Raw genomic sequence first — 22,571 nt, forward strand, 5'->3', positions numbered from 1 at the left:
TGTCTGTTAAGCTGCTTGTATATCCCATTTTTTCTCAATCCAATCTTACTTTTCTTTTCAGTTTAACACTTTATTAAAGATGTCAAATGGGTTCTATAATGCTTATCATCATGAGCTAATTGAATGATTCATATAAAAATATATTTTTTGCAGAAATATCATCTTGTAAGGTTTGTAATTTTTGGATGGTTTCAGCTGTCATACTTTTTATTTTGGTTACATCCGTTATTTGATTACAATGATAAGGGAGGATTACCGAGCATTTTGTTGATAAAGATGCCAACAGTCTGTGCACGTATTTTCCGAAAATTAGCTACTTGACGGACAAATGTTGTCCAAGAAATTCGCCAACAATTTCTATTGTTATTACCTCACTGTTACTTAGTTCAAGAGGAAATCCACGCCGTCTTAACCGTGGTAATTCCAAAGCCTTTATAATCTCTTCAGGCAAGCAGAATGCTGCAATGATAAATTCTCCTTCAGGCATCATTACTTTTCTCAAAATCCATCAATCTTAAAAATCCTGATTCAGACAACATTCTGCAATCTTAATTTATACCCTGTCACCTCAATCAATTCTCGCGCAATTTTTTTATGTTCTGCTGCTTGTTTTTCATTGTGCATGGCTAATTAATAATTGAAATGTGCCAATCCACTGCATACAGTTTCATCTGCTTGTTGTGGTTGATTTTATGGCTTATCAATCATTAGGCAAGTTAACACATAACGCTTAAGTAAGAATTTCTGCACCTTACCACAAGAATAATTGAAATTAAATTTTTAAAGTTTTAAATTAATAAATCCAATATCAAAAATTGTGAGATAAATATGTTTAATACAGATCAACCTATAAGTTCTGAAAACGAAGATTTGCTTGGTAGGCATTCGTTTGCAAAATACCTTGCCAAAGCCATTTTAAGTTATAAGCAAAAAGACAGTCTTTCTATCGGATTATGTGGTGAATGGGGAGCTGGTAAAACTTCGATTATTAATATGACTTTAGAAGAAGTTAGGGGCGGTAAATCAAAGACAGAACAACCACCTATTATTATAGAGTTTAATCCTTGGAATTTTTCCGAGCAAAATCAGTTGATGCAACAATTTTTTAATGAACTTTCATCAGCTTTAAATAGGAAAGATAATGCAGGAAAATACATAAAAATAGGGAACACCATTCAAAAATATGCTCGATTTTTTGAGCCATTTTCTTATATTCCTGTTTTATCAGAAATTGGTAATGCAGCAAAAGCTATTAAAAATGTTGGTATGGCTGCTGTTAAAGCTGGAGAAAAAGAGACTAAAAATCTCAGTACAGTTAAAAAAGAGCTGAATGGACTTTTAGAAGAAATCGATACAAAACTGATTATCGTCATAGATGATATTGATAGATTAAACAATACTGAAATCAGACAAATATTCCAACTTGTAAAGTCATTGGCAGATTTTAAAAATACAGTTTATTTACTGCCCTTTGATAAAAAAGTAGTTGCAAATGCTTTAGAAATAGACTCCTATTCAGGAAATGATTATTTAGAGAAAATTATCCAAGCCCCTTTTGATATTCCTCAAATATCTAAAAAGGATGTAGATCAGTTGCTTTTTTCAGAGTTAAAAACTCTTATGGATTTGACTGACAAGCAAAAGGAACAAATTTACTATGATATTTATCACTACGGTATGAGGTACTTATTTAATAATCTTAGAGATGTTAAACGTTATATCAATATATTAAGCTTCAATTGGGGTTTGGTAAAAGATGAGGTTAAACCAAGTGATTTTTTAGTAATAACTGCTATACAAGTCTTTATTCCAGACTTATACAATGATATTAAAAACAACAAATATTTATTTACAGGTGTATCAGACAATTCTGAAAAAATACAAAAGAGTGAAGATGCTGAAATTAAGGAAATTTTGGAACAAATACAGGTAAAAGGATTACCATTTAAGGCATTAGAACATTTCATGCAAGAGCTTTTTCCAAAGCTTAAAACTGATGTTAGGTATACAAGTCGCAACCTTAATAATTGGCGCAAGGAGCTTAGAATTTGTAGCCCTGATATTATTGATACCTACTTTAAGCTATCTACACTTAGTGATGAAATATCTCATAAAAAGATGCAGTATGTTTTATCTAAAGGAAATAGTGCAGAGGCATTTAAAACCGAATTACTGAAATTAAGCAAAAATCATCAAATTGCTCATTTCTTACTTAGAATGAATGATTATACCGAAAAAGACATTCCCGAAGAAAATATTGCACCAATTTTAAGTGCATTAATGGAAATTGGAGATACACTCATCCCAGATAGTGATTATAGAGATATATTAGAAATATTTCTTCAATTACTTAAGCGGATTCAAGATACTGATGCACGCTTTAGCATATTGCTTAACGCCATAAATAATGCGACAGAAACACTGCATACAATTGTTAAAGTAGTTCATTATCAATATAAAAATAAAGACTCCTCTGAAAATCTCGTTGTAACATCCAAACAACTCAAAGAATTGGTTGATATAACATCAAAAAGAATTGGGGAATGGGCTGATAATGGACAGTTAGAAAAAGTTGAATATCCCAAAATTTTATCTATCTTAGAATGTTGGGCTGATTGGAGTCCTAAACTTACAAAACAGTTTACCGAAACACTAATTAAAGATGATGAGGAGCTGATTAAACTTATAACTTTACATGATTTAACTTTACATGATTACGATGCAAATATTAAAAAATATGATATTAGTTATAGATATATTGAGCATATTGCCTGTATTAAGGAAATCATAGATCGACTTCAAAAAATTAAAAAAGAACCACTATTGTTATATAATAAACTAGAAGAAGAACAACAATTTGCTATTGTTGCCTTTCTTAAAATTCACAAAAAAATGAAAGAGTCTAACTCTAAAGTGGAATAATTATATAAGGAGTGCATATTTGAGACATAAACATTGCACTCCCTCAGCCATTTTTATATAGGTCTACGCTGGCGTTCGTATAAGAATTTCAACACCTCGCCACGATAGTGATTGTAATCCTTGTCTTCTGCCAAAGCTAAACGGTCTCTAGGACGTTCTAATTTCACAGGCATCACTTCGCCGACCGTCGCCTCAGGGCCATTAGTCATCATCACGATGTAATCCGACAATAAAACTGCCTCATCCACATCATGAGTAATCATAATTACCGTATTGCCTAAATCCGCATGAATTTCCATTACCGAATCTTGCAAATGCGCTCGCGTCAACGCATCCAGTGCACCAAACGGCTCATCCATTAACAGCACTTCTGGTTGCATCGCCAAGGCACGGGCAATCCCGACACGCTGTTTCATCCCGCCAGAAATCTCATCAGGACGCTTGTCCATCGCGTGATCCATGTGAACCAATTTTAAATTATGCTCAATCCAATCCTTTAGTTCGCCTTTGGATTTTTTGCCTTTAAATACCGTATTGACTGCTAATTCCACATTCTGATATGAAGTCAACCAAGGCAATAATGAATGATTTTGAAATACCACTGCACGCTCAGGGCCCGGTTCATTGACCTCTTTATTATTGAGCAATACGCCGCCTGTTGTCGCTTGATATAAACCTGCGACAATATTGAGTACCGTGGATTTACCGCAACCTGAGTGACCAATTAATGAGATGAATTCACCTTTATTAATTTTTAAATTCACATCATCTAAGGCTTTAAATGGGCCGTTAGGGGTTGGAAACTCAATGGAAACGTTACTTAATTCTAAATGGGGTTGATTCATTGTGTTGTCCTTTACCTAACGTAATGCCACGCTTTTATCCCAAGAAATACGACTTTGTATCAATAAAATCGCGCGGTCGAGTAGAAAACCAATCAGACCAATGTGCAGCACTGCAACAATGATTCTACCCAATGAGTCAGAACTACCATTCTGGAATTCATCCCATACAAATTTGCCTAATCCCGGATTTTGCGCCAACATTTCAGCCGCAATCAATACCATCCACGCGATACCCATGGATAAACGTAAACCTGTGAAAATCATCGGAATCGCCGAAGGCAACACAATCATACGAATATGCGTAAACCAACCTAAACGTAATACTTTGCTGACATTAATAAGGTCTTTGCTGATATTGGTCACGCCAACTGAAGTATTAATCAGCGTCGGCCATAAACAGCACAAGGTGACAGTCACAGCGGAAACAATAAATGATTTTGAAAACATCGGGTCTTTAGAGACATACGCGGCACTGACAATCATGGTCACAATCGGTAGCCATGCCAAGGGGGAAACAGGTTTAAAGAGTTGTACCAGCGGGTTAATCGCTGCATGTAAGGTTTGGCTTAATCCCGTCATTATTCCTATGGGAATGGCAATCACCGAGGCTAATATAAACCCCACCATCACGGTGAAAAGACTGGTCCATATTTGGTCAAAAAAAGTCGGTTTACCTGTGTAATTTCTCGTTTTGATTTTAGCATCAGGGTTTTTAGCTAATTTTTTTTCATTGCGAATCTGTTGGCGTTCATAAAAGGCTTCTGCTTTGGTACGTTCTTCTTTATGTTCAACAATGAGATTGGTAAATTGATGATAGACTTGTACAGGAGTTGGTATCGCGCCTAATGAAGTCACAACTTGTGGTGCAAGTAAATGCCATAAGAGTAAAAAACTGAGTATGCCTAAGCTGGGCACAATGAAGTTATTGGCTAGCCCTGCTAAGTTAATCTGGGTCATCATTTTCATAGGAATATCCTGAATGAGGTGATTTTAGACAATGTAGGGTGGAATAACGCAGCCTTTTCCACCAAAGATACCAGCATAATTAAATAGTTGGCTTGAGAAAGGTGGAATACGGTGCATAATAATTAACACATTGCTCGTTCCCAAACAAAGTTTGGGAGTTAGAGTATTCCACCCTACATATCATTGATGAGTCATTTACAGCTTAGTATTGCCTTTTAAACCAATCTCAAATTGTTCAAGATATTCATTCGGTTTTGTACCATCAAAAGTAATGTCATCAATAAAGTCAGTTTGTGGTGTACGGAAACCTGTCTCAGTATCAAACTTAGGGAAATCAACCGCTTTCATCACCCCTTCATCAATTAAAGATTGTGCTGCTTTCGCATAAATGTCTGGACGATAGACTTTTTTAGCCGTATCCATATACCAGCTATTTGGTTTTGCATCAGGGATTTGACCCCAGCGACGCATTTGAGTTAAATACCAAACCGCATCAGAATAGTATGGATAAGTAGCGAAATAACGGAAGAATACATTAAAATCAGGGACTTCACGTTTATCACCTTTTTCATATTCAAACGTACCCGTCATTGAGTTTGCAATCACTTCTTCATCCGCACCCACATAAGTTGATTTAGATAAAATTTTCACTGCCGCTTTACGATTGGCGTTGTTGTCTTCATCTAACCAATAGGCTGCACGAATCATCGCACGCACCACACGAATATGGGTATTAGGATTTTCTTCAGCCCATTCATTACTTACGCCGAATACTTTTTCAGGATTGTTTTTCCAGATTTCATAATCGGTAATCACAGGCACACCAATCCCTTTGAATACCGCTTGTTGATTCCAAGGCTCACCAACGCAATAACCGAAAATGGTACGCGCTTCCATGGTTGATGGCATTTGTGGTGGAGGAGTCACAGATAATAAAACATCGGCATCGATTTGACCGCTGGTGTCGCCTTTATGTGGTGCGTAATAACCGGGGTGTAAACCGCCCGCCGCTAACCAGTAACGCAATTCATAGTTATGGGTGGAAACGGGGAACACCATACCCATTTTGAACGCTTCACCTGCATCTTTGAAAGATTCAACCACAGGTTTTAACGAGTCAGCTTTGATCGGGTGTATAGGTTTGCCGTCTTTGTCTTTTTCCACATATTGTTGCATTTCTTCCCAAATTTCATTGGATACGGTGATGCCGTTGCCGTTTAAATCCATGCTGAATGCGGTGATGATGTGGGCTTGTGTGCCGAAACCAATAGTCGCGCCTAAGGGTTGACCTGCTAACATGTGTGCGCCGTCAAGCTGCCCGTCAATCACGCCGTCAAGTAAGACTTTCCAGTTGGCTTGTGCTTCTAAAGTGACGTAAAGTCCTTCATCTTCGAAATAGCCTTTTTCATAAGCAATCGCCAAAGGGGCCATGTCTGTGAGTTTGATAAAACCGAATTTTAAATCTTCTTTTTCAGGTTCACCAACTTCTGCCAAAACTGAAAAGCTGCTTAAACCCACTGCGGCCATCGCAGCTAATAGGGTTGTTTTTAAAAAACGTCTGCGTTTCAGCATGAATATTCTCCTAATGAATAAATTAAAATACACTTCGATGAATTCTGTACACTTCTAAAAATCAAATACTTTTTAAATCGTTACCAAGCTATATGGCTTAATCATGAGACAAATGAGGTAAAAGATATGTAAATCGCAAATAAGAGAACAAACACTTCAGAAACAAACAATGTTAATGAATAAAAGTCTCTTGCGTCATCAATATTGGTAAGAATTTTCTTAAGTTTCATAGCATATTGTCTCAATGGATTTATTCGTAATGACTCCACATCCGATATACTTTGATTATTTTTTCCTGTTCAAAAACTTCATACACTAAACGATGTTGCTTATTAATACGGCGACTGATTAAACCTTGCATATCCCCTTTTAAAAATTCATACGCTGGTGGATATTGCAATGGGTCAATAATAATTAAGTCTAGCAATGCTTTAGCTTTATTTTGTAAGCCACTAGAAGCTAGCTTTCTCGCATCTTTTTGCGCTTGAGACATGAAAATAAGCTGATACATTACCAATCCAATTTATCCAATGTCACACCGTTTTCAATTGGCTCAGCTCGTGCTTGTTGGATGCTTTGCACCATGCCGTCAATGCTTCGCAAATACTCATCATCACTAATATATTCAGACTGTTCTAAAATCTTAATTTCATCGGCTGAAAAATGATTAAGTAACCATACCAGTTTGTCGCTAATTTCATCATCAACTTTCAAAGTGATTGTTTGCATGTCAGTTTCCTTTCTCTAAGAGTCAAAATACATTATAGAGAAATCGCTTTGAGTCACCATATACTTATTTATTAATCAAATAATCATCAATCTTTGGATTAATGTGGCGTGCAAAAATACCATGATAATCATGACTTCTTAGTGCATTTACAATTACGCCACAAGTCACAATAAGCTGAATCTTCTCGTTCCAACGGTCTCCGTTGGAATGTAGCTTAGACGCTCTGCGTCTTGTAAAAACCATGAACCTAATTTATTTAATTTGTATTACTTTCATTTATGACGCAGAGCGTCAAGGCTGCATTACCACGCAGAGCATGGTAACGAGATTTAACAAGACCTAAGCCCCAGCCAACAATTCCTTCAACTCAGGCACACATGAACCGCAATTACCACCTGCTTTTAACTTCGCGGTAATTTGCGCCACATCTGTTAAGTTTTGCTCTTTAACGGCTTTTAAAATCGTATTCTTACCAACACCAAAACAAGAACATATAATCTTACCTGCATCATCCTGTTGCTTCGCGGGCTGTCCCAACAACAAATTAATCCGCTCATCTAAAGACAATTCATCTTTAACAAACAAATCTTGCAACCAATCACGCGCAGGTAATTGCTCATCAGGACTGATAAATACACAGGCTTGCAACTGACCATCAATGATCTTGGCATAACGATAATAGCCTTTAGCACGATCATGATATTCCAGCCAATTTTCCCAATCAGCTTCTTCAAAATGCTCAATAATCCAATCTTTCCAAGACTCAGGCGCGGTTTCTCCAGCTAACTCATATCGCCAGCTTTGTTTGCCGCGAATTTTCACCCCGTAAGTCAATTGATTTTGTAACGATTCAGGCAACACCATGCCTTGATGTAACAAAATAAATGCTTGCCATTCAGGCTTATAACTACGAAGTGCGACAGGGGTTTGTTTAAATTCAGGCTGCCCAGAAATTGGATCAAAATAAGGCGAGATTAATTTACCGACCGAACCTTGCACACTATTTTCTTTACTCCAATGCATTGGGATAAACACATCGCCTTGCGCTTGACTACTGGTTAATTGCACCCGCACAATGCCATGTCCCACCGCGCTACTAATTTCGGCTAAACCGCCATCTTGTAAACCCAAATTCAAACCATCTTTAGGATGAATTGCCATCAACGGTTCAGGAATATGTGCCACCAAACGCGCCGACTTACCCGTGCGAGTCATGGTGTGCCATTGGTCACGAACCCGTCCCGTATTGAGCATAAACGGAAATTGATTACTGACTTGACCTTGTGGCAAACGCGGTTCAATTGCAATCAGTTGGGCTTTTTTGGAAGAATGGAAATATTGCCCATCAGTGAATAAACGCGCAGTAGGTTGATAACCATTTTCGGTTTTAAACACAGGCCATTGCAGCGGTGCTAAATCCTGATATTCATCATCAGTCAGAGTGTCTAAACCTGATAAATCTAAATCACGTTTGCCGTTATTTTCAAAACCTGTTAATTCAGCATATTCACGGAAAATCTGTGCAGGACTCTGATAATTAAAAGCTTGTTTAAAACCCATGCGTTGTGCAACTTGATTCAAAATCCACCAATCGGGTTTAGCTTCCGCAGATGGTGGCAAAAATGCGCGTTGACGAGAAATACAGCGTTCGGAATTGGTCACAGAGCCGTCTTTTTCACCCCAGCCTAAGGCAGGCAAACGCACATGAGCATAATTCATGGTATCAGTGGTTCTGACACAATCGGATACAACCACAAATTCACACGACTCTAATGCCGCTTTGATATTGTCGACATCAGGCATACTGACTAACGGATTGGTTGCCATAATCCACAAGGCTTTGATTTTTTTCTGCTTCACCGCCTCGAATAAATCAACCGCTTTGAGACCTGCTTGTTGTGCAAGATTATCGGTTTGCCAAAAACGCCCAACCATATCTAAGTCATCAGGTTTGAAATCGGTGTGAGCAACCAATTGATTTGACAACGCGCCGACTTCACGACCACCCATCGCATTAGGTTGACCCGTGACTGAAAACGCACCCATGCCAACTTTGCCGATTTTTCCCGTGGCCAAGTGACAATTGATGATGCTGTTAACTTTGTCTGTGCCGCTGCTAGATTGATTAATCCCTTGAGAATAAACCGTAACCACTTTTTTAGTTTTGGCAAAGGCGCGATAAAATTCTGCCACTTCTGGTTCAGTTAAGCCGCACTGTTGGGCAACAATCGGAATCGAACCGCTCGATTTTTTCGCCGCGTCTAAAGCTTTGGAAAAACCTTGAGTATATTGTTCTAAATATTCGTAATCTAAATGGTCGTTGTTACGTAAAAATTGTAATAAGCCGTTAAATAGCCAAGCATCTGTACCCGCTTTTAAAGCAATATGTTGGTCGGCAATGTCACAAGTGGCGGTTTGGCGAGGATCAATATTGATGACTTTTAATTCTGGGCGTTTTTTCTTAGCCGCGTTAATGCGTTGATATGTCACAGGGTGACACCACGCCAAATTGCTGCCTGTCAAAATGATTAAATCCGCAAGCTCTAAATCTTCATAATTACAAGGTACAGTATCGCTACCAAACGCGCGTTTATGTCCTGCAACGCTGGAAGCCATGCACAAGCGTGAATTGGTATCAATATTACCGCTGCCGATAAAGCCTTTCATCAATTTGTTGGCAACATAATAGTCTTCAGTTAATAATTGTCCTGAGACATAAAATGCAACCGAGTCCGCACCATGTTTTTGAATCGTATCTTTGAATTTTTCAGCAACCGTGTTTAAGGCGGTATCCCAATCACAGCGTTGTGCATTGATTTCTGGATATAACAAACGGTCGTCTAAGCTGAGGGTTTCGCCCAGCGCTGAGCCTTTGGAACACAGTTTGCCAAAGTTTGCAGGATGGGTTTTGTCGCCTTTGACCGTGACGCTATTATCGGGATTGACCGTTGCGATGACCCCACAACCTACACCACAGTAAGGACAAGCGGTCTGTACGCTAGACATGAGTTAGTCCACCAAAGTCAAAAGTAATGTGCCATCGGCTTGCGCTTCAAGTGGCAAAGTGTTGACACAGCCTTCATCTGGGGCTTGGGCTTCTCCTGAAGACAAATCGATTTTCCAGTTGTGCAATGGACAGGTCACGGTATGTCCTGCAACGATACCTTGTGATAAAGGCCCTTCCTTGTGTGGACATTGATCTCTTAAGGCAAATACAGCATCATCGCGGGTTCTGAAAATCGCATAACGTCCGTTTGGCGTTTCAACCGTGGTTGAACCCATTTGTGGAATGTCGTTCAGTGTACCGATGGTGATTTGTTGGCTCATGTGGGTTTGTCCTTAAAGTTAGTTTATATTTAGAGAAACGTAAGCTATAAATTGATTACCAATAACTTTGGGCAACCTTATAGTTTGTATGCAACCCTTTACAAAATACGCTTGTTTGATACGTACCTAGTTCTAATTTAAGATTTTTTTCAACAGTACGCATCTCAGCTATACCGTTGCCGATGCACACGAGCTTGTTTTTCACGGGGCACTTCTCCTAAAGATAGGAATCTATTTGATGACACTTTCGGGGGTAGAGCACAAAGTAGACCAAGTTTTTACTGTTTGATTTATATGAAGTTATTTGTTTTTAATAGTTGACTTATGCACTAGGCTAGTGCTAGGCACTCAAATCGTGCACCGCAAAAAAACAATAATTTTATTAAGGTATTTGTAAGGTAGCGAACGAAATCTATTTTAGAACTAGAGGGGAATGGTAGTTATTGAGTTGAATCCCAGCTTGAATAGCTGAAGTTAATGTTATTGAAATGAATTTGAACAGGTATTGCGTACTTTATTTTCTGAATTAAACTAATCCCGCTCCTACAGCTCAAGTGTGTAGGAACGAGTTAACATGTTATTTCTCAACAGCATCAATCAGCGTATCGAGCCTTTCTTTAATCACTCGAAATAGTTTGCTTAAGCTGTCTAGTTCAATATCATTTTCTGGATACGCAACTAATTCGCCGACTTCCGCCAAGCTCATGATGACAGACATTTCGACGATGATTTCCGAATGGGATTTTGAGGCAGGTGTGGTAACATTCACATCACTCATGACATGTATTTCCTTGTAATGACAGTACATCGATTGAGTAGCCCTGCTCTGATGCGAAATACATCAAGATAGGGCGACTTGTTTATGCTTCCATGCCGCTTGATTTACGTCCTGTAAACACCTTTTATCATACTTAATTATTTATCATTAGTAAATCATAAATGTCACAGTTTATTAGTTATAATGAGACATCATTTAAGATAATGCTGCATCTAATTTATCAAGTAGTTTCAAACTTTGTTCTGGATTGCCTTGTGCTGCTAAAGCGCGAAATCGTACTTTGCTGTCGACAGTTCTTCTACTAATTTATTCAAGCTAATATAATGAAGTTTTTCATCGTTCAGTATCGTAGGATGGATAAGCAATAGCGTCATCCGTCATTTTCGATTCGGCTAATTCCGCATATTTTCAATACAGAATTACAAAACCATTATGCTTCCAAATGGTGTATGACGCTACGCTTATACACCCTACGCAAATTGAGCATTTAGGGCATGGAAAAATATTATCAACTGGTTTACGTGATTTCGGGGCATACCGCTGGAAGAATCATTATCCCTTTAAAAATCTATTAATTTGATTCACTTTTTTACCAAATGCCAAAACTACAAACCCTAAGCATAGCAACTTTGGTTATATTTCCTCTTCTCAATTTCCCCAAAACCACTCCATCAGGCAATTGATCCCCCATTCATTATTTCCCACTTTTCAAGTTAATTATTATTTGCACAAAATGCTTTGAGAATAAATTTTTCATCATTCCATCAGCTCCATTTTTTAACGTTTTTTTTGAAAAAAACACTCAAATCTACGACTAAGGTTGTAAGTCCTGCAACTTTAGTTGTATTTATTTTCGTTAAATAATGCTTTAGTATTAACTCATCGTTTGAGTAGCAAATATGAATTTACAAATTGTACTCAGATGTTTTGAAGGATTGTTTACACTTTTCAGCTTTGGAAGTTTGAGCAATTGGAAGCCATGACTAAAAGTATGAAACTGATTGATCGTATTGTTGCACCCGAAAATTTCCAAGCGGCTTGGCAATGGTTGGATAGTCGGCGTAAAGATAGTCATCACAATAATGATTATTGGCATTTACGCCATAATTGCCAGCATTTAGAACAGAAGTGTATTGAGGAAATCAGGGCTGGGACTTATCGTTTTAGTCCCTGTAAACAATATGATGGTTTTTTGGTTTGGTCAGCACAAGATAGTTTAGTGCTGAAAGCCTTGGCAATAGTTTTAACCGATTACTTGAGTCCCAAATTAAGTACGCGCTGTTTTCATTTAGCGGGCAATGGTGAAGCGAAGGGTTGTGTTAATGCGGTGAGTGAGACGGTGGATAATTACCGTTTTGTGTGCCGTAGTGATGTCAACTCATATTATGCAACGATCGACCACGGCATTTTAATGAAGCAGTTACGGGCATTGATTCCTTGTGAAACAGTGCTGACCTTATTAGGCCGTATGTTGGGTCGATTGGATGATGTGTATGGTGTTTATCATCATGTGCAGATTGGCATCAGTAAAGGAAATCCGATGTCGCCCTTATTGGGGGCTGTGTATTTGCAGCCATTGGATGATCAGCTCAGTCGGTATTGTGAGGCGCACGATTTGTTTTATGGGCGTTTCATGGATGATTGGGTGATTTTATGCCGCACGCGTAATCAGTTACGGACTGCTGTGCGGTTGATGAATCGGGTGTTGGATGTCGTGAAGATGACGATGACCAAGCACCCGTATAAAACCTTTATCGGACGCATTAAGTTTACAGGTTTTGATTTTCTAGGCTATAGGATAGGCAATTGCTTGCAGAAGGGGTTGGATATCGCTTGGAAAACTTGGGCTAACCATCAGGGCAAACTGCACCAGCTTTATGAGCAAGGTGTTTCGGAAACGGACATTGGGCAGTATGTTGAATGATGGAAGCGTTAGGTGAGAAGTGGAGTAGAGGTAATTGATGGGGAGTATAAAGTGTGGGCTGGAGGACAGGTCTTTGATAGTGCAGAAGGCAATTTGTCCAAAACAATCACATCCAGCAACTGTTAGCTACCTGATACTAAATCTATTTTTCCCTTTGGTTTATATACTTACAACATATTGCTGTCTTGCCGTAAAACATATTTTTAAATAGCTCGGGTCTTAATTCATCTTTGTAATGCCAGTACCACAAGCTTTGTTTTACGAGATATTTAGCAAGCTGAGCTTGATTGAAGATACGCATAACCAAACATAGTTTGGTGATGTAACAAAATCATTTATTTATCAGGATAATAGGGGATAAAATCATGGACCAATGTGGATATGTCACACTCGTCAATAGTACTGATTGTGACTGGAAAAAAACTAAACAACATGCAGATCACTTGATTTCATGGGATTTACCACAAACGATTTCAGCGCATTCCAGCGTGAACATTTATGTAGAGTGGTGTGACACCTTTTTGACAGGGGAATCACCTGATGCTGCTAACGCTACCTATGTCTTAGAAGGCTCAAATGGTCAGTCATTTCAACTGCATGTCCAGGCCGGTGAGTCTACCAAATTACACGTCGCTTTAAAACATCTAAATGCCTATTCGCATTCAACTGTTGCTCGATTAGAACTTAATGGGAATGACCAGAAAGGCAAAAGGGCGTTTATCTTAGCTGGCAGTAATAGCCACTATGCTGCATCATCGTCCATTGGTCCTAGTTGGATGCACAAAAATTTAGGCTTAATAGGCGATAAGAAATTAAATCAGATTTGCATTACCGGGGCTCATGATGCTGGCATGAGCTCACTACATTCACATACCGCAGCAGCATTTGACTGTAATACACTTACTCAAACTCATCCACTTCATACTCAATTAAATTTCGGTGCACGCTATTTTGACATACGACCTGTGATTGCGGGTGGTCGGTACCGCACAGGACACTATTCGTTTATCGAAAATTTTTTTAAAAACACCTGGCAAGGCGGAAATGGGCAGTCTATAAAATCGATTATCAGTGACGTCAATTCCTTTACCGCCGTTCATAAAGAACTGGTAATTCTTAATCTATCTCATGCTCTCAACACCGATTATGACAATGCGAACTATAAGGAATTCACACAAAACGAATGGGATGGTTTATTCAATGAACTCCGGCATCTTAACCATTTATATGTCAATCACACTCAAAACGATGACTTGACGAAGATAACTTTGCGCACTTTTATCAGTGAGACTCCCGCTGTTGTTGTGATTGTTGACGAAAAAAATGTGAAACTTAGAAAATTGGCCTCTAAGGGATTTTATCACTCGAAAAACTTTAATGTCTATAATCATTATTCAAAAACCGATGTATTCAAAGAAATGGCAAGGGACCAAATCAGGAAAATGGAACGTCATTCCAAAGACTATTTTCTTTTATCGTGGACATTAACGCAAGCCTGGTATCAGGCTGCTGGCTGTAAGGGGGGAGCCGACAGCATTAAACAATTAGCAAATAAAGCTAATAAACATTTAGACTCTTATTTATACCCCGCCATCACTAAACAGGCCTTCCCTAATATTATTTTTGTCGATAACATCCTCGATGATAAATCAGCACGCATTGCGATGAAGATAAATCGCGCAGTAATAAAACACAAAACTTAACATTATGTCTGCTATTATAGCTCAATGAGACACATACTTGCCGAGTCGTATCTCTTGGCTATATCCCATCATAACTGATACCGTCGAGACACTTACACTTTCATGGTGTAGAGTAGCTTGACTCTCTCCCGACCCACTTGACACAATCGAGCCGCTTAACCCTCCTCCTCATCGGGCAACACATCTTATACACACGTTCTTTCCACAACAGCTTAAAAAATGCCATCCACTCAGGCGTCGAAAAACCCTTACTCGGCGTGCGGAAAATCCCTGCTTCCCGCAACACCTTACCCACCTGCTTATAAGGAAACTGATTACACAACTCATTCTAAAACGTAGTCGGAAAAATCAAAAACATCTGCGGAATATTCACCGTCTTACGCTCTCCAACCAATTGCGTCACCGTCAAATCAGACAACAACCCATCCGCTTTATCATAACTATCAATATCAAAAAACATACAAAACATGTTCTCAATCACAAAAAAACCACCGCGTCAATAATCTTATGCTTCTCCAACTCCACCGAACCACCCCGATCCATTAACCATTGCTGAAAATACACGCCAACCTGTGCCACACACTCCCCACGCCGAAACGGTAAAATATACAACTCCCCCGCCACGTACACCAACGCAAACCGCTCTAGCACCTATACACCTGTCCTTCCGCATCTGGCGAACAAAGCAACTCCCGAAATGCCTTTACCTTATCCTTAATCACCGTCTCAATCGTGTCAGACGCAAACTGATCCAACAAACCCCGAATAAACGCAGGCGCAGCCACCCCATAAAATCGATGCTTGGCATACTATTCAAATGCTCAGACAAATCCTTACCGCTGGAAAAATCGGCCATTCGTGCCAACATTACGGGATTCCCAAATTATTTCAAGTAACTGCTGTATGGTCTTCTCACCTGTGGATAAAAAAATCGGTAGTCCTATCAAAGTAGTGGAATAAGTTAAATTTTATTAGGATAAAGAGAGATTATAATAATGAATAAAATACCAAATAGCCGCAATGTGATTATCAAGCTTTTTGGAGAAGGAAAGTGTCTTGCGAACAAGTCTTGAAATGCGTTGACGTAAAGTAGCATTGAGTCGTTCTATGTAATTGGTTTTACCCGTTTCTTTGCCTACAGCACGGTGACGTTTAGCGGGAATAACGCCGACATAAGCCTCCCAAAAGTCGGTGTAGCAGACAGCACATTGCCGATAAACAGGAGGTAATGAATCCCATAACGCTTTTGCTCCTTCACGACTTCTGTCACCAATATGTAAACCTATTATTTGACGAGTTGGAACGTCTAAGGCAACCCAAACCCAGAGTTTATTGCCCTTGTTATCTACAAATGACCACAACTCATCCATTTGGACTACCAGTTTACCCTTTTTTCTTTCCGTTACCTTTAATTTTTTTGGTGTTTGAGCGTATTTTTCATTTACATAACGTTGAAGCCAACTTTCTGATATTCCCAACACCCTACATATCCCTGCTAATGGGACTTCCTCCAATAGAAGTTTGTCTATCAATTTTCTTTTTTCTTCTGTTATTTCTGCCTTTATTCGCTCTTTTACGAACTGTCTTCCACAGTCTTTACACATCATCTTTGGCTTTTTGTTATGAACCGTTCCATTTTTTATATAATTTGATGAACCACACTTTGGACAAACCACCATGTTTCACTCCTAATTCTCTCTTTACGCTCATAATATCAAAATACCACTACTTTGATAGGACTACCAAATTTTTTTGGGCAAGAGCAAAAACATCCTTACTATTGTTCATTTTCAGGAGAGAATAAAGATTATTACTGTCAAGAAACGACAGGAAATACTGATCCACATAGTAGTTATTGTTTTATTATGTCTCCTATTGACAATAAAGATAACACGTTCATTGCTTGTAAAGGTATGTATAACAATGGGTCATGCAATATGAGTTCTTGCTGGACATATGAACAAACTATATGTAATTAAAAATTACTAATTAACATATAGTATTACTAAGCGTAATCAACAAAAAACGCAACCTAGCGATTAAATCAAGTTGCGTTTTTTATATTATTCTCAAGCCACCTTTCGAATTTGAGCAAAATCTACACTTTTTCTTGCTTGCTCCAAATCATAATTATTTTGTAACCCTAACTTTAACGAACAACTTCCAATTTATCAGAGTAAGCTATGACCAATGAAAAAAGTCAGTATCTTTAGTTACAATCACAAAACCGTGTTCCCAAATCTTTCTATCAGACCATTCAGGATCAAGATTTTTAACAAAAGAAAATTGTTCTCCTTGAAATACAGCATCAGGTACATTCACGTCAATTAAATATTTCATGCTGCTGTAGGTAGTGTCATACTATGGTTTGTCATGACTTGACCCGCATAAGCTAAACAAGCATAAATATCTTCTTTTTCCAAAGTGGGATAAGCTTGCAAAACATCATCAATACTGTCACCCGCACTAAGAAATTCTAATATCGTTTGCACGGTAACTCTTTGGTCGCGGATAATCGGTTTACCATTACATTTTTCTGTATCTACAAAAATTCGTTCATTAAGCTGTATTTTCATGATATATACCTTTTTTCATATAAAACTAATTTAATTATCATTCTCCCAATAAAAAAACGCAAACCAGCCAATGCCAAATTGCGTTTTCTTTTTTAAAGGTAGGATAAGTGCTATTCTATTTAATGACGCGGCGTGTCTTGACTGTATTCCTACAAGCTTGTAGTTAAGGAGTAACAACAGGACATTGCCCTTTATTTTTAGAACGTTTTATCAGCTTAATATCAAATGTTATAAATTTTAAGCAATATTGGCTAGCTGCAAGATGTAGTGCATCACCAAAATCCAAACCATCTTTATACCAATATATGGCATAAAAATTCTATTTTTATCAACCATATAAATATTGCCCGCATTTACCAGTAATAGCAATGCGTCAGCAATTTGACTGACATTGAACCCATAAGCATAGCGTAATACCCATTCTATTTCTAAAATAACGGTATCAGGAATAAATACCTCTTGAGTTTGGATAATGTGTTTTGCTTTTTGATATTGTTGTTCATCATCTTGGGTTAGAAAACGAAGAATGATATTAGTATCAATTGCGTACATGCCATTGCTCTTTGATGCCTTGTTGGATTGCCAAGTCAAAATCTTCTTGTGTTTTGGGTTTCCCCGTGTATTTTAAGCAACCCGCTATTTTTTCAATATAATCTGTGTCTATATTTGGTTTTGATTGATTATTAAGCATTTGCATAAAATCTAAGACTTGAGACCATTTTTCGGATGGCAGTTGATGTAATTGTTGTAAGATTTGTTGTTCTGAAATCATTTTGAGTTTCCTTGTATTCATTTCAATCAAGCCAATAGAAAAATGCAACCTAGCCAATGCCAAATTACGTTTTATTAATTCAAAAGTGAGTACAAATGCTATTAATGACGCAGCGCGTCTTGACTGCATTCCCACAAGCTTGTGGGAACGAGAAACGAGAAAAATGAGTGCAATCCAATATCCTGTATCAACAAATACTTTTTCTTTCATACATTTTTCTCGGTTATGTATTTGTCGTGATTAATCGAGCCATTAGTTATGAAGAGAAACTGCTCCAACAATATCATCAAATAGAGAAATATTAGTATCTTGTTGTGTCTGCTTGTCTTCTTCTAAAATAGTTATAATTACTTTTGCTCGTTTTACACTTGGGATTTTTTCGAAAAGTGTGATTTGTCCATTTTCATATATTGCATTGACGGATAACATAAGTGTGCTTCCTCATAGAGCTGATGTTATGTTTTGCTTGAATTTGTAAGAGGTATGCAGGTAAAGCCCATAATGGAAAAGTGTTTATCTCCAGTAAAGACTGTTTGTAACTTTACATCTTGTATAACAGCAAATGATGTACAATCAACCATAGAGAATTTTTGATCATTGTAATGTCTAAAAATTTTTAGAGCAGTTTGTTATTGTGTTTCGCTTACCCGAATTATTGTCAATAAATTTGTCTTTTCAAGTTCTAGTATTAAATCCCATAATTTTAGTGTCAAAGCATGATTCATTTTGTAGCGTACAAGCGTCAGTGTTTCATATAAAACATAGTTTGTTGTTGTAAATGTATAGTTATCATCTAGTAACTTTTCAGTTTCTTTTGCAACAATGTGGTGGTTTATATCTGTTTTATCAGCTAAGGCATACCAAGCCCATGTATCAACAAAAATATTGTTCATAATGATTTGATTCTAGCGATATAAATAATCATCGTGATTGACTGAACCATCATGAGGCAGTGCGCTAGTTCCAAGTCCAGTAGCAAGTTTACGCATGATATTTTTACCTTGTTCTAGCTTCTCTTGTGCTATTTGAGTTTCCATTGTTGTATTATTTACAATGTTTGCTTTTGTCTTCTGATTTTCTTCAATGATTTCAATTTTTTGTTTTGGTAAGCCGTGAAGCATTGCTAATAGTGTGTCGTATAGTGTCTCGTCTATATTGAGTGTTACGGTTTTCATGAGAATTTCACCATAAAAGTAGTTTGTTAGGTAATGATTTTAGTGTATTTTTATGTCGAAGTATATGAGGATACAAGATAAAGCAATGACGCAGCGCGTCTTGACTGTATTCCCACAAGTTTGTGGGAACGAGGCAAAAAATAAATTATTTAAACGGAAGGCTGGATAGTAAATTTGAATCCTAATGCTTTTGCGACTTTGGTTACGGTTGCAAAACTGGGATTTCCTTCAGAGGATAATGCTTTGTACAACCCTTCTCGTGTTAAGCCCGTGTCTCTAGCAAGTTGACTCATATTTTTTGCACGGGCAACAGTGCTTAAAGCATGAACAATAAATGCGGGATCATCTCCAGCTTCTTCAAGGCAGGCTTCAAGATAGAGTTGTATGTCTTCTTCAGTTTTAAGATGTGCGGCTGAGTCCCAACGAGTTGTGTTCATCATTTAATCCTCAATTTGTTTAGCGATTTGTTTGGCTTGTTCAATATCTGATGATTGTGTGCTTTTGTCTCCACCAGATAAGAGTATGACTACAACCGAGCCTTGTTGAACAAAATAAACTCTGTAGCCTTTGCCGTAAAATATGCGTAGTTCACTAACTCCTTCGCCTACTGGAGCAACATCACCAAAGTGTCCCATTTCTAATCTATCAATGCGGGCTTGGACGCGTGCTTTGGCTCGGCGGTCTCTCAAGCCGTCAAACCATTTATTGAATATGTCTGTTGTACGAACTTCAATCATATGTAAACTGTAGTTAACAAAATAGGGATTGTCAATTCTCATTCCCTCAATAAAAAAACGCAACCCAGCTCAAGCCAAGTCACGTTTTCAAATCAAAATTATCATAATGTCCACCAATAGCAAAAATATAAATATAGTCGTCATCAAATTGATAAATAATACGGTCTTTTTGCGAAAGGCGACGAGACCAAAATCCAGATAAATTATGCTTCAATTGCTCAGGTTTTCCACTACCAACAGAGGGGTCTCCACGCAACATTTCTTTTAAAACACGACACAACGTTTTGTGTAATTTTTTATCCCGTTCTCGCAAATTCTCATAAACCTCCCAAGTATTACCCTCAAACACTAATGATTTCATTCAACTGTTCCTGAGTTGGCTTATATCCTTTGCGTTGTTGATGTGTTTTTAAAGAATCTGAAATTTGTTGCATCAATTGCGTATTTTGCAAAATATAAAGTGTTTCTTGGTCTCGTTCCCAATCTTTTGCATTGATAACAATAAATCCATCACCTGTATTCTGAGTGACTTTTAATGGTGTATGAGTTGTAATAACTTTATTAATCAAAGTATTAAAAGCACTCTGAAATTGATTCATACTAATACTGTTCATTTGCTTTTCCTAATATGAAATAGTGTAATTATCATTCCCTCAATAAAAAAACGCAACCCAGCCAATGCCAAGTTGCGTTATTTGAATGACACAGCGGGTCTGGGCTGAATTCCTACATTCACATGTTGGAACGAGATAAACATTTTTATACCCTTTACGGCTTAAATATCAGTAGTTCTAAACTTTCTATCATTTTGTAATGTTTTATATTTGCTGTAAGCAGGGAATCTTTGTAATGTAAAGCTGTTGCCGCGATAAGCGCATCACCCATATAAAGCGAATGGCTTAGTGCATATTGTCTGACCATTTGACTTGCTTGCACAGATATTTTTTCATTGATAGGTAGAATCCTTATATCTTTTTGTTTTAACCATTTTTCAAATTCTTGTAACTCTTTTTTATTTTTGACCCCTTGCATATATTCCATGTAAGAAACAATAGATAACTCAATAATATCAATTTGTTGTAGTGTTTGTTGTGCTTTAATCGAGCCACGCGAATAAAAAATCAGTATATCAGTATCAATCAACATCAAATTGTCTACCTTTTCGTAACGTTCTCATATATTGGGATACATCAAAATCATCATTTTGTCGAATACCAAAAAATTGAGATGGCTCACTGTCTGTGATGTGTTGGGTTAATTCTGTTTGTGGCTCAGTTTGTACAAGGTTTGCTAACAGTTCGGTTATGAGTGCAAGTTTATCTGGTGGTAGTTGTTTTAAATAATATTCAGCTTGTTGCTGCATGGTTAGTGTGTTCATTTTAATTCTGCTAAGAGTCGTTGTTGCTGTTGAGGAATGGGGATTTGACTGATTCATGTGATGTATTCCTAAAATAAAATCTCACTTAATTATCATTCTCCCAATAAAAAAACGCAACCCAGTCAATGCCAAGTTACGTTTTCTTATTTAAATGACGCAGCGCGTCTGGACTGCATTCCTACATTGGCATGTTGGAACGAGACAATAGTTATTCTGGTTATGATCCTGATGACAAGGTTACTCGTGCAGAAATGGCTAAATTCCTCATAAACTATATAGAAGCAATAGGGTCTAACATCAAAATCAATAATGAGTGTAATAAAGCAGGTGTTGCTTACCCTACTGATATATATGACTACAGTGATCTTACTGATTTTATGAAACAACTTGTTGACCGTGGACTAACAGAGTCTTGTCCAGAGTACAATCCTAGTGATTCCGTTACTCGCTCAGAAATTATTCGTTTTGTATATCGAATAGAGTAAGCCAATAGCGTCACCTTTCTTTATAAATTAATTGAGGGTGGCGCAATCCATTTTTGTGAACTTACATTTTGCAAACAAAATTATCACTATCCTAATCGAAAACTATGGTGTCAATTTATTCGCCAATTTTTTGTCCAAAGTCAGTAATTCAAGCTTATAGTGTTTTGCTGTTGCTGCAATAATGGAATCTGGTAATTTAGTTTTATGAATACGTCTAAATTCAATTGTTTCACTTTCAATAGCGGCTGTAATTGCTAAATAAGTCATACGGCTTAATAATGACTCAATAGCTTGTTTTTCTTGCGTAGATAAAGCTGAATAACTCAGTAACTCCATTCTTGTGATAGCACTATATCCACATTCATTAATTTTTATCTGCTTGATTTTAAATAAATCTAACACAACGGGATTGCGCTTTAATAGTCCAATAGAAATATTTGTATCCAATAAATACTTAATCCCATTCATCACGCATTGCTCTTTGTATTTCTAATGGGTCTTTATTTGCAAAGCTAGGAAATTCAGGTAAATCTTTAATAACATCAACTACTAATTGAGAATTCTGCTTCTTCTCTAATAAAATTTTCTCGATAGTATTCTGAATAAATAACTGAATGTCTGGCTGCTTTGATAACTCTTTTCCTAAGTCATCAGGTAATTCAATACAAAATTGCATTTGAG

29 protein-coding genes are annotated in these 22,571 nt (G+C 37.5%); 4 read left to right on the plus strand and 25 right to left on the minus strand.

Annotated features, from left to right (window positions below):
* The first annotated feature begins 828 nt into the window (after positions 1-828).
* Positions 829-2,922: a KAP family P-loop NTPase fold protein gene (locus ABXH34_RS03475; protein ID WP_353570473.1), complete on the plus strand. Its 2,094-nt coding sequence runs from the start codon at positions 829-831 to the stop codon at positions 2,920-2,922.
* 53 nt (positions 2,923-2,975) lie between these two features.
* Here ABXH34_RS03475 and ABXH34_RS03480 read toward each other — a convergent pair whose 3' ends face one another.
* The 8 genes from ABXH34_RS03480 to ABXH34_RS03515 all read right to left on the minus strand — a co-directional run bounded on the left by ABXH34_RS03480 (position 2,976) and on the right by ABXH34_RS03515 (position 11,140).
* On the minus strand, positions 2,976-3,767 hold the full coding sequence (locus ABXH34_RS03480) for an ABC transporter ATP-binding protein (protein ID WP_353570474.1): 792 nt from the start codon (positions 3,765-3,767) through the stop codon (positions 2,976-2,978).
* Between the two features lie 15 nt (positions 3,768-3,782).
* Positions 3,783-4,733 (minus strand): ABC transporter permease, encoded by a 951-nt coding sequence (locus ABXH34_RS03485; protein ID WP_502710393.1) that lies wholly within the window; start codon positions 4,731-4,733, stop codon positions 3,783-3,785.
* Positions 4,734-4,928: 195 nt separating this feature from the next.
* Positions 4,929-6,305, minus strand: coding sequence for a CmpA/NrtA family ABC transporter substrate-binding protein (locus ABXH34_RS03490; protein ID WP_502710394.1), 1,377 nt, complete (start codon positions 6,303-6,305; stop codon positions 4,929-4,931).
* A gap of 250 nt (positions 6,306-6,555) precedes the next feature.
* Complete coding sequence (locus ABXH34_RS03495) at positions 6,556-6,816, minus strand: Txe/YoeB family addiction module toxin (RefSeq protein WP_353570475.1); 261 nt, start codon at positions 6,814-6,816, stop codon at positions 6,556-6,558.
* Positions 6,816-7,034 (minus strand): hypothetical protein, encoded by a 219-nt coding sequence (locus ABXH34_RS03500; RefSeq protein ID WP_353570476.1) that lies wholly within the window; start codon positions 7,032-7,034, stop codon positions 6,816-6,818. The genes ABXH34_RS03495 and ABXH34_RS03500 overlap by 1 nt, the downstream gene beginning before the upstream one ends.
* Before the next feature lie 340 nt (positions 7,035-7,374).
* Entirely contained in the window at positions 7,375-10,041 is a 2,667-nt protein-coding gene (locus ABXH34_RS03505; protein WP_353570477.1) for a molybdopterin-dependent oxidoreductase, read from the minus strand.
* 3 nt (positions 10,042-10,044) lie between these two features.
* Positions 10,045-10,362: a nitrite reductase small subunit NirD gene (gene nirD, locus ABXH34_RS03510; RefSeq protein ID WP_353570478.1), complete on the minus strand. Its 318-nt coding sequence runs from the start codon at positions 10,360-10,362 to the stop codon at positions 10,045-10,047.
* Between the two features lie 577 nt (positions 10,363-10,939).
* Complete coding sequence (locus ABXH34_RS03515; RefSeq protein WP_353570479.1) at positions 10,940-11,140, minus strand: hypothetical protein; 201 nt, start codon at positions 11,138-11,140, stop codon at positions 10,940-10,942.
* Positions 11,141-12,119: 979 nt separating this feature from the next.
* Between ABXH34_RS03515 and ABXH34_RS03520 the strand changes: the two genes are divergently transcribed.
* Together ABXH34_RS03520 and ABXH34_RS03525 are read left to right on the plus strand one after the other, a co-directional pair.
* Entirely contained in the window at positions 12,120-13,064 is a 945-nt protein-coding gene (locus ABXH34_RS03520) for a reverse transcriptase domain-containing protein (protein ID WP_353570480.1), read from the plus strand.
* A 365-nt stretch (positions 13,065-13,429) separates the two neighbouring features.
* Positions 13,430-14,767: a PI-PLC domain-containing protein gene (locus tag ABXH34_RS03525; protein WP_353570481.1), complete on the plus strand. Its 1,338-nt coding sequence runs from the start codon at positions 13,430-13,432 to the stop codon at positions 14,765-14,767.
* 328 nt (positions 14,768-15,095) lie between these two features.
* Here the strand turns inward: ABXH34_RS03525 and ABXH34_RS03530 are convergent, their stop codons facing one another.
* The 15 genes from ABXH34_RS03530 to ABXH34_RS03605 form a co-directional block, all read right to left on the minus strand.
* Positions 15,096-15,227: a hypothetical protein gene (locus tag ABXH34_RS03530; protein WP_353570482.1), complete on the minus strand. Its 132-nt coding sequence runs from the start codon at positions 15,225-15,227 to the stop codon at positions 15,096-15,098.
* A 17-nt stretch (positions 15,228-15,244) separates the two neighbouring features.
* Positions 15,245-15,418 carry a hypothetical protein gene (locus ABXH34_RS03535; protein ID WP_353570483.1) on the minus strand — a complete coding sequence of 58 codons (174 nt, stop codon included), beginning with the start codon at positions 15,416-15,418 and terminating at the stop codon, positions 15,245-15,247.
* A 320-nt stretch (positions 15,419-15,738) separates the two neighbouring features.
* A complete protein-coding gene (locus ABXH34_RS03540; protein WP_353570509.1) occupies positions 15,739-16,443 on the minus strand; it encodes an IS1 family transposase in 705 nt (234 codons plus the stop codon).
* 660 nt (positions 16,444-17,103) lie between these two features.
* The gene (locus ABXH34_RS03550) at positions 17,104-17,343 is read right to left on the minus strand and encodes a DUF433 domain-containing protein (RefSeq protein ID WP_353570485.1); all 240 of its coding nucleotides are present in this window, start codon (positions 17,341-17,343) and stop codon (positions 17,104-17,106) included.
* Between the two features lie 237 nt (positions 17,344-17,580).
* Positions 17,581-17,895: a type II toxin-antitoxin system VapC family toxin gene (locus tag ABXH34_RS03555; protein WP_353570486.1), complete on the minus strand. Its 315-nt coding sequence runs from the start codon at positions 17,893-17,895 to the stop codon at positions 17,581-17,583.
* The gene (locus ABXH34_RS03560) at positions 17,882-18,325 is read right to left on the minus strand and encodes a hypothetical protein (RefSeq protein WP_353570487.1); all 444 of its coding nucleotides are present in this window, start codon (positions 18,323-18,325) and stop codon (positions 17,882-17,884) included. Before ABXH34_RS03560 ends, ABXH34_RS03555 begins: the two co-directional genes overlap by 14 nt.
* Before the next feature lie 42 nt (positions 18,326-18,367).
* Positions 18,368-18,544, minus strand: a complete 177-nt coding sequence (locus ABXH34_RS03565) for a hypothetical protein (RefSeq protein ID WP_353570488.1) — start codon at positions 18,542-18,544, stop codon at positions 18,368-18,370.
* 200 nt (positions 18,545-18,744) lie between these two features.
* Positions 18,745-19,008, minus strand: a complete 264-nt coding sequence (locus ABXH34_RS03570) for a hypothetical protein (protein WP_353570489.1) — start codon at positions 19,006-19,008, stop codon at positions 18,745-18,747.
* 12 nt (positions 19,009-19,020) lie between these two features.
* Complete coding sequence (locus ABXH34_RS03575; protein WP_353570490.1) at positions 19,021-19,290, minus strand: hypothetical protein; 270 nt, start codon at positions 19,288-19,290, stop codon at positions 19,021-19,023.
* Between the two features lie 149 nt (positions 19,291-19,439).
* Entirely contained in the window at positions 19,440-19,730 is a 291-nt protein-coding gene (locus ABXH34_RS03580) for an addiction module antidote protein (RefSeq protein WP_353570491.1), read from the minus strand.
* A complete protein-coding gene (locus tag ABXH34_RS03585; protein WP_353570492.1) occupies positions 19,731-20,027 on the minus strand; it encodes a type II toxin-antitoxin system RelE/ParE family toxin in 297 nt (98 codons plus the stop codon). It abuts the gene before it with no gap.
* 79 nt (positions 20,028-20,106) lie between these two features.
* Positions 20,107-20,388 (minus strand): Txe/YoeB family addiction module toxin, encoded by a 282-nt coding sequence (locus ABXH34_RS03590; RefSeq protein ID WP_353570493.1) that lies wholly within the window; start codon positions 20,386-20,388, stop codon positions 20,107-20,109.
* The gene (locus ABXH34_RS03595; protein ID WP_353570494.1) at positions 20,369-20,641 is read right to left on the minus strand and encodes a type II toxin-antitoxin system Phd/YefM family antitoxin; all 273 of its coding nucleotides are present in this window, start codon (positions 20,639-20,641) and stop codon (positions 20,369-20,371) included. The genes ABXH34_RS03590 and ABXH34_RS03595 overlap by 20 nt, the downstream gene beginning before the upstream one ends.
* 154 nt (positions 20,642-20,795) lie before the next feature.
* Entirely contained in the window at positions 20,796-21,173 is a 378-nt protein-coding gene (locus ABXH34_RS03600) for a type II toxin-antitoxin system VapC family toxin (protein WP_353570495.1), read from the minus strand.
* Entirely contained in the window at positions 21,163-21,405 is a 243-nt protein-coding gene (locus ABXH34_RS03605; RefSeq protein ID WP_353570496.1) for a hypothetical protein, read from the minus strand. Before ABXH34_RS03605 ends, ABXH34_RS03600 begins: the two co-directional genes overlap by 11 nt.
* A gap of 188 nt (positions 21,406-21,593) precedes the next feature.
* Here ABXH34_RS03605 and ABXH34_RS03610 point away from each other — a divergent pair, with 188 nt between their 5' ends.
* The gene (locus tag ABXH34_RS03610) at positions 21,594-21,890 is read left to right on the plus strand and encodes a hypothetical protein (protein WP_353570497.1); all 297 of its coding nucleotides are present in this window, start codon (positions 21,594-21,596) and stop codon (positions 21,888-21,890) included.
* A 102-nt stretch (positions 21,891-21,992) separates the two neighbouring features.
* Here ABXH34_RS03610 and ABXH34_RS03615 read toward each other — a convergent pair whose 3' ends face one another.
* Both ABXH34_RS03615 and ABXH34_RS03620 read right to left on the minus strand, forming a co-directional pair.
* Entirely contained in the window at positions 21,993-22,358 is a 366-nt protein-coding gene (locus tag ABXH34_RS03615) for a type II toxin-antitoxin system VapC family toxin (RefSeq protein ID WP_353570498.1), read from the minus strand.
* Complete coding sequence (locus tag ABXH34_RS03620) at positions 22,345-22,566, minus strand: hypothetical protein (protein ID WP_353570499.1); 222 nt, start codon at positions 22,564-22,566, stop codon at positions 22,345-22,347. Before ABXH34_RS03620 ends, ABXH34_RS03615 begins: the two co-directional genes overlap by 14 nt.
* Positions 22,567-22,571: the final 5 nt, after the last annotated feature.

Origin of the sequence: Candidatus Albibeggiatoa sp. nov. BB20 (genome assembly GCA_016744725.1) — a bacterium.
Classification (GTDB): domain Bacteria; phylum Pseudomonadota; class Gammaproteobacteria; order Beggiatoales; family Beggiatoaceae; genus Albibeggiatoa.

Excerpts from the sequence above, each read along its gene's own strand:
- ABXH34_RS03490 (WP_502710394.1), bottom strand. The coding sequence starts at position 6,305 with ATGCTGAAACGCAGACGTTTTTTAAAAACAACCCTATTAGCTGCGATG.
- ABXH34_RS03520 (WP_353570480.1), top strand. The coding sequence starts at position 12,120 with ATGACTAAAAGTATGAAACTGATTGATCGTATTGTTGCACCCGAAAAT.
- ABXH34_RS03600 (WP_353570495.1), bottom strand. The coding sequence starts at position 21,173 with ATGTTGATTGATACTGATATACTGATTTTTTATTCGCGTGGCTCGATT.
- ABXH34_RS03550 (WP_353570485.1), bottom strand. The coding sequence starts at position 17,343 with ATGAAAATACAGCTTAATGAACGAATTTTTGTAGATACAGAAAAATGT.
- ABXH34_RS03525 (WP_353570481.1), top strand. The coding sequence starts at position 13,430 with ATGGACCAATGTGGATATGTCACACTCGTCAATAGTACTGATTGTGAC.
- ABXH34_RS03620 (WP_353570499.1), bottom strand. The coding sequence starts at position 22,566 with ATGCAATTTTGTATTGAATTACCTGATGACTTAGGAAAAGAGTTATCA.
- ABXH34_RS03500 (WP_353570476.1), bottom strand. The coding sequence starts at position 7,034 with ATGCAAACAATCACTTTGAAAGTTGATGATGAAATTAGCGACAAACTG.
- ABXH34_RS03595 (WP_353570494.1), bottom strand. The coding sequence starts at position 20,641 with ATGAACAGTATTAGTATGAATCAATTTCAGAGTGCTTTTAATACTTTG.
- nirD (WP_353570478.1), bottom strand. The coding sequence starts at position 10,362 with ATGAGCCAACAAATCACCATCGGTACACTGAACGACATTCCACAAATG.
- ABXH34_RS03605 (WP_353570496.1), bottom strand. The coding sequence starts at position 21,405 with ATGAACACACTAACCATGCAGCAACAAGCTGAATATTATTTAAAACAA.
- ABXH34_RS03585 (WP_353570492.1), bottom strand. The coding sequence starts at position 20,027 with ATGATTGAAGTTCGTACAACAGACATATTCAATAAATGGTTTGACGGC.
- ABXH34_RS03475 (WP_353570473.1), top strand. The coding sequence starts at position 829 with ATGTTTAATACAGATCAACCTATAAGTTCTGAAAACGAAGATTTGCTT.
- ABXH34_RS03495 (WP_353570475.1), bottom strand. The coding sequence starts at position 6,816 with ATGTATCAGCTTATTTTCATGTCTCAAGCGCAAAAAGATGCGAGAAAG.
- ABXH34_RS03530 (WP_353570482.1), bottom strand. The coding sequence starts at position 15,227 with ATGTTTTTTGATATTGATAGTTATGATAAAGCGGATGGGTTGTTGTCT.
- ABXH34_RS03560 (WP_353570487.1), bottom strand. The coding sequence starts at position 18,325 with ATGAAAGAAAAAGTATTTGTTGATACAGGATATTGGATTGCACTCATT.
- ABXH34_RS03515 (WP_353570479.1), bottom strand. The coding sequence starts at position 11,140 with ATGAGTGATGTGAATGTTACCACACCTGCCTCAAAATCCCATTCGGAA.
- ABXH34_RS03570 (WP_353570489.1), bottom strand. The coding sequence starts at position 19,008 with ATGAACAATATTTTTGTTGATACATGGGCTTGGTATGCCTTAGCTGAT.
- ABXH34_RS03565 (WP_353570488.1), bottom strand. The coding sequence starts at position 18,544 with ATGTTATCCGTCAATGCAATATATGAAAATGGACAAATCACACTTTTC.
- ABXH34_RS03590 (WP_353570493.1), bottom strand. The coding sequence starts at position 20,388 with ATGAAATCATTAGTGTTTGAGGGTAATACTTGGGAGGTTTATGAGAAT.
- ABXH34_RS03480 (WP_353570474.1), bottom strand. The coding sequence starts at position 3,767 with ATGAATCAACCCCATTTAGAATTAAGTAACGTTTCCATTGAGTTTCCA.
- ABXH34_RS03555 (WP_353570486.1), bottom strand. The coding sequence starts at position 17,895 with ATGTACGCAATTGATACTAATATCATTCTTCGTTTTCTAACCCAAGAT.
- ABXH34_RS03505 (WP_353570477.1), bottom strand. The coding sequence starts at position 10,041 with ATGTCTAGCGTACAGACCGCTTGTCCTTACTGTGGTGTAGGTTGTGGG.
- ABXH34_RS03485 (WP_502710393.1), bottom strand. The coding sequence starts at position 4,733 with ATGAAAATGATGACCCAGATTAACTTAGCAGGGCTAGCCAATAACTTC.
- ABXH34_RS03610 (WP_353570497.1), top strand. The coding sequence starts at position 21,594 with ATGTTGGAACGAGACAATAGTTATTCTGGTTATGATCCTGATGACAAG.
- ABXH34_RS03575 (WP_353570490.1), bottom strand. The coding sequence starts at position 19,290 with ATGAAAACCGTAACACTCAATATAGACGAGACACTATACGACACACTA.
- ABXH34_RS03580 (WP_353570491.1), bottom strand. The coding sequence starts at position 19,730 with ATGATGAACACAACTCGTTGGGACTCAGCCGCACATCTTAAAACTGAA.
- ABXH34_RS03615 (WP_353570498.1), bottom strand. The coding sequence starts at position 22,358 with ATGAATGGGATTAAGTATTTATTGGATACAAATATTTCTATTGGACTA.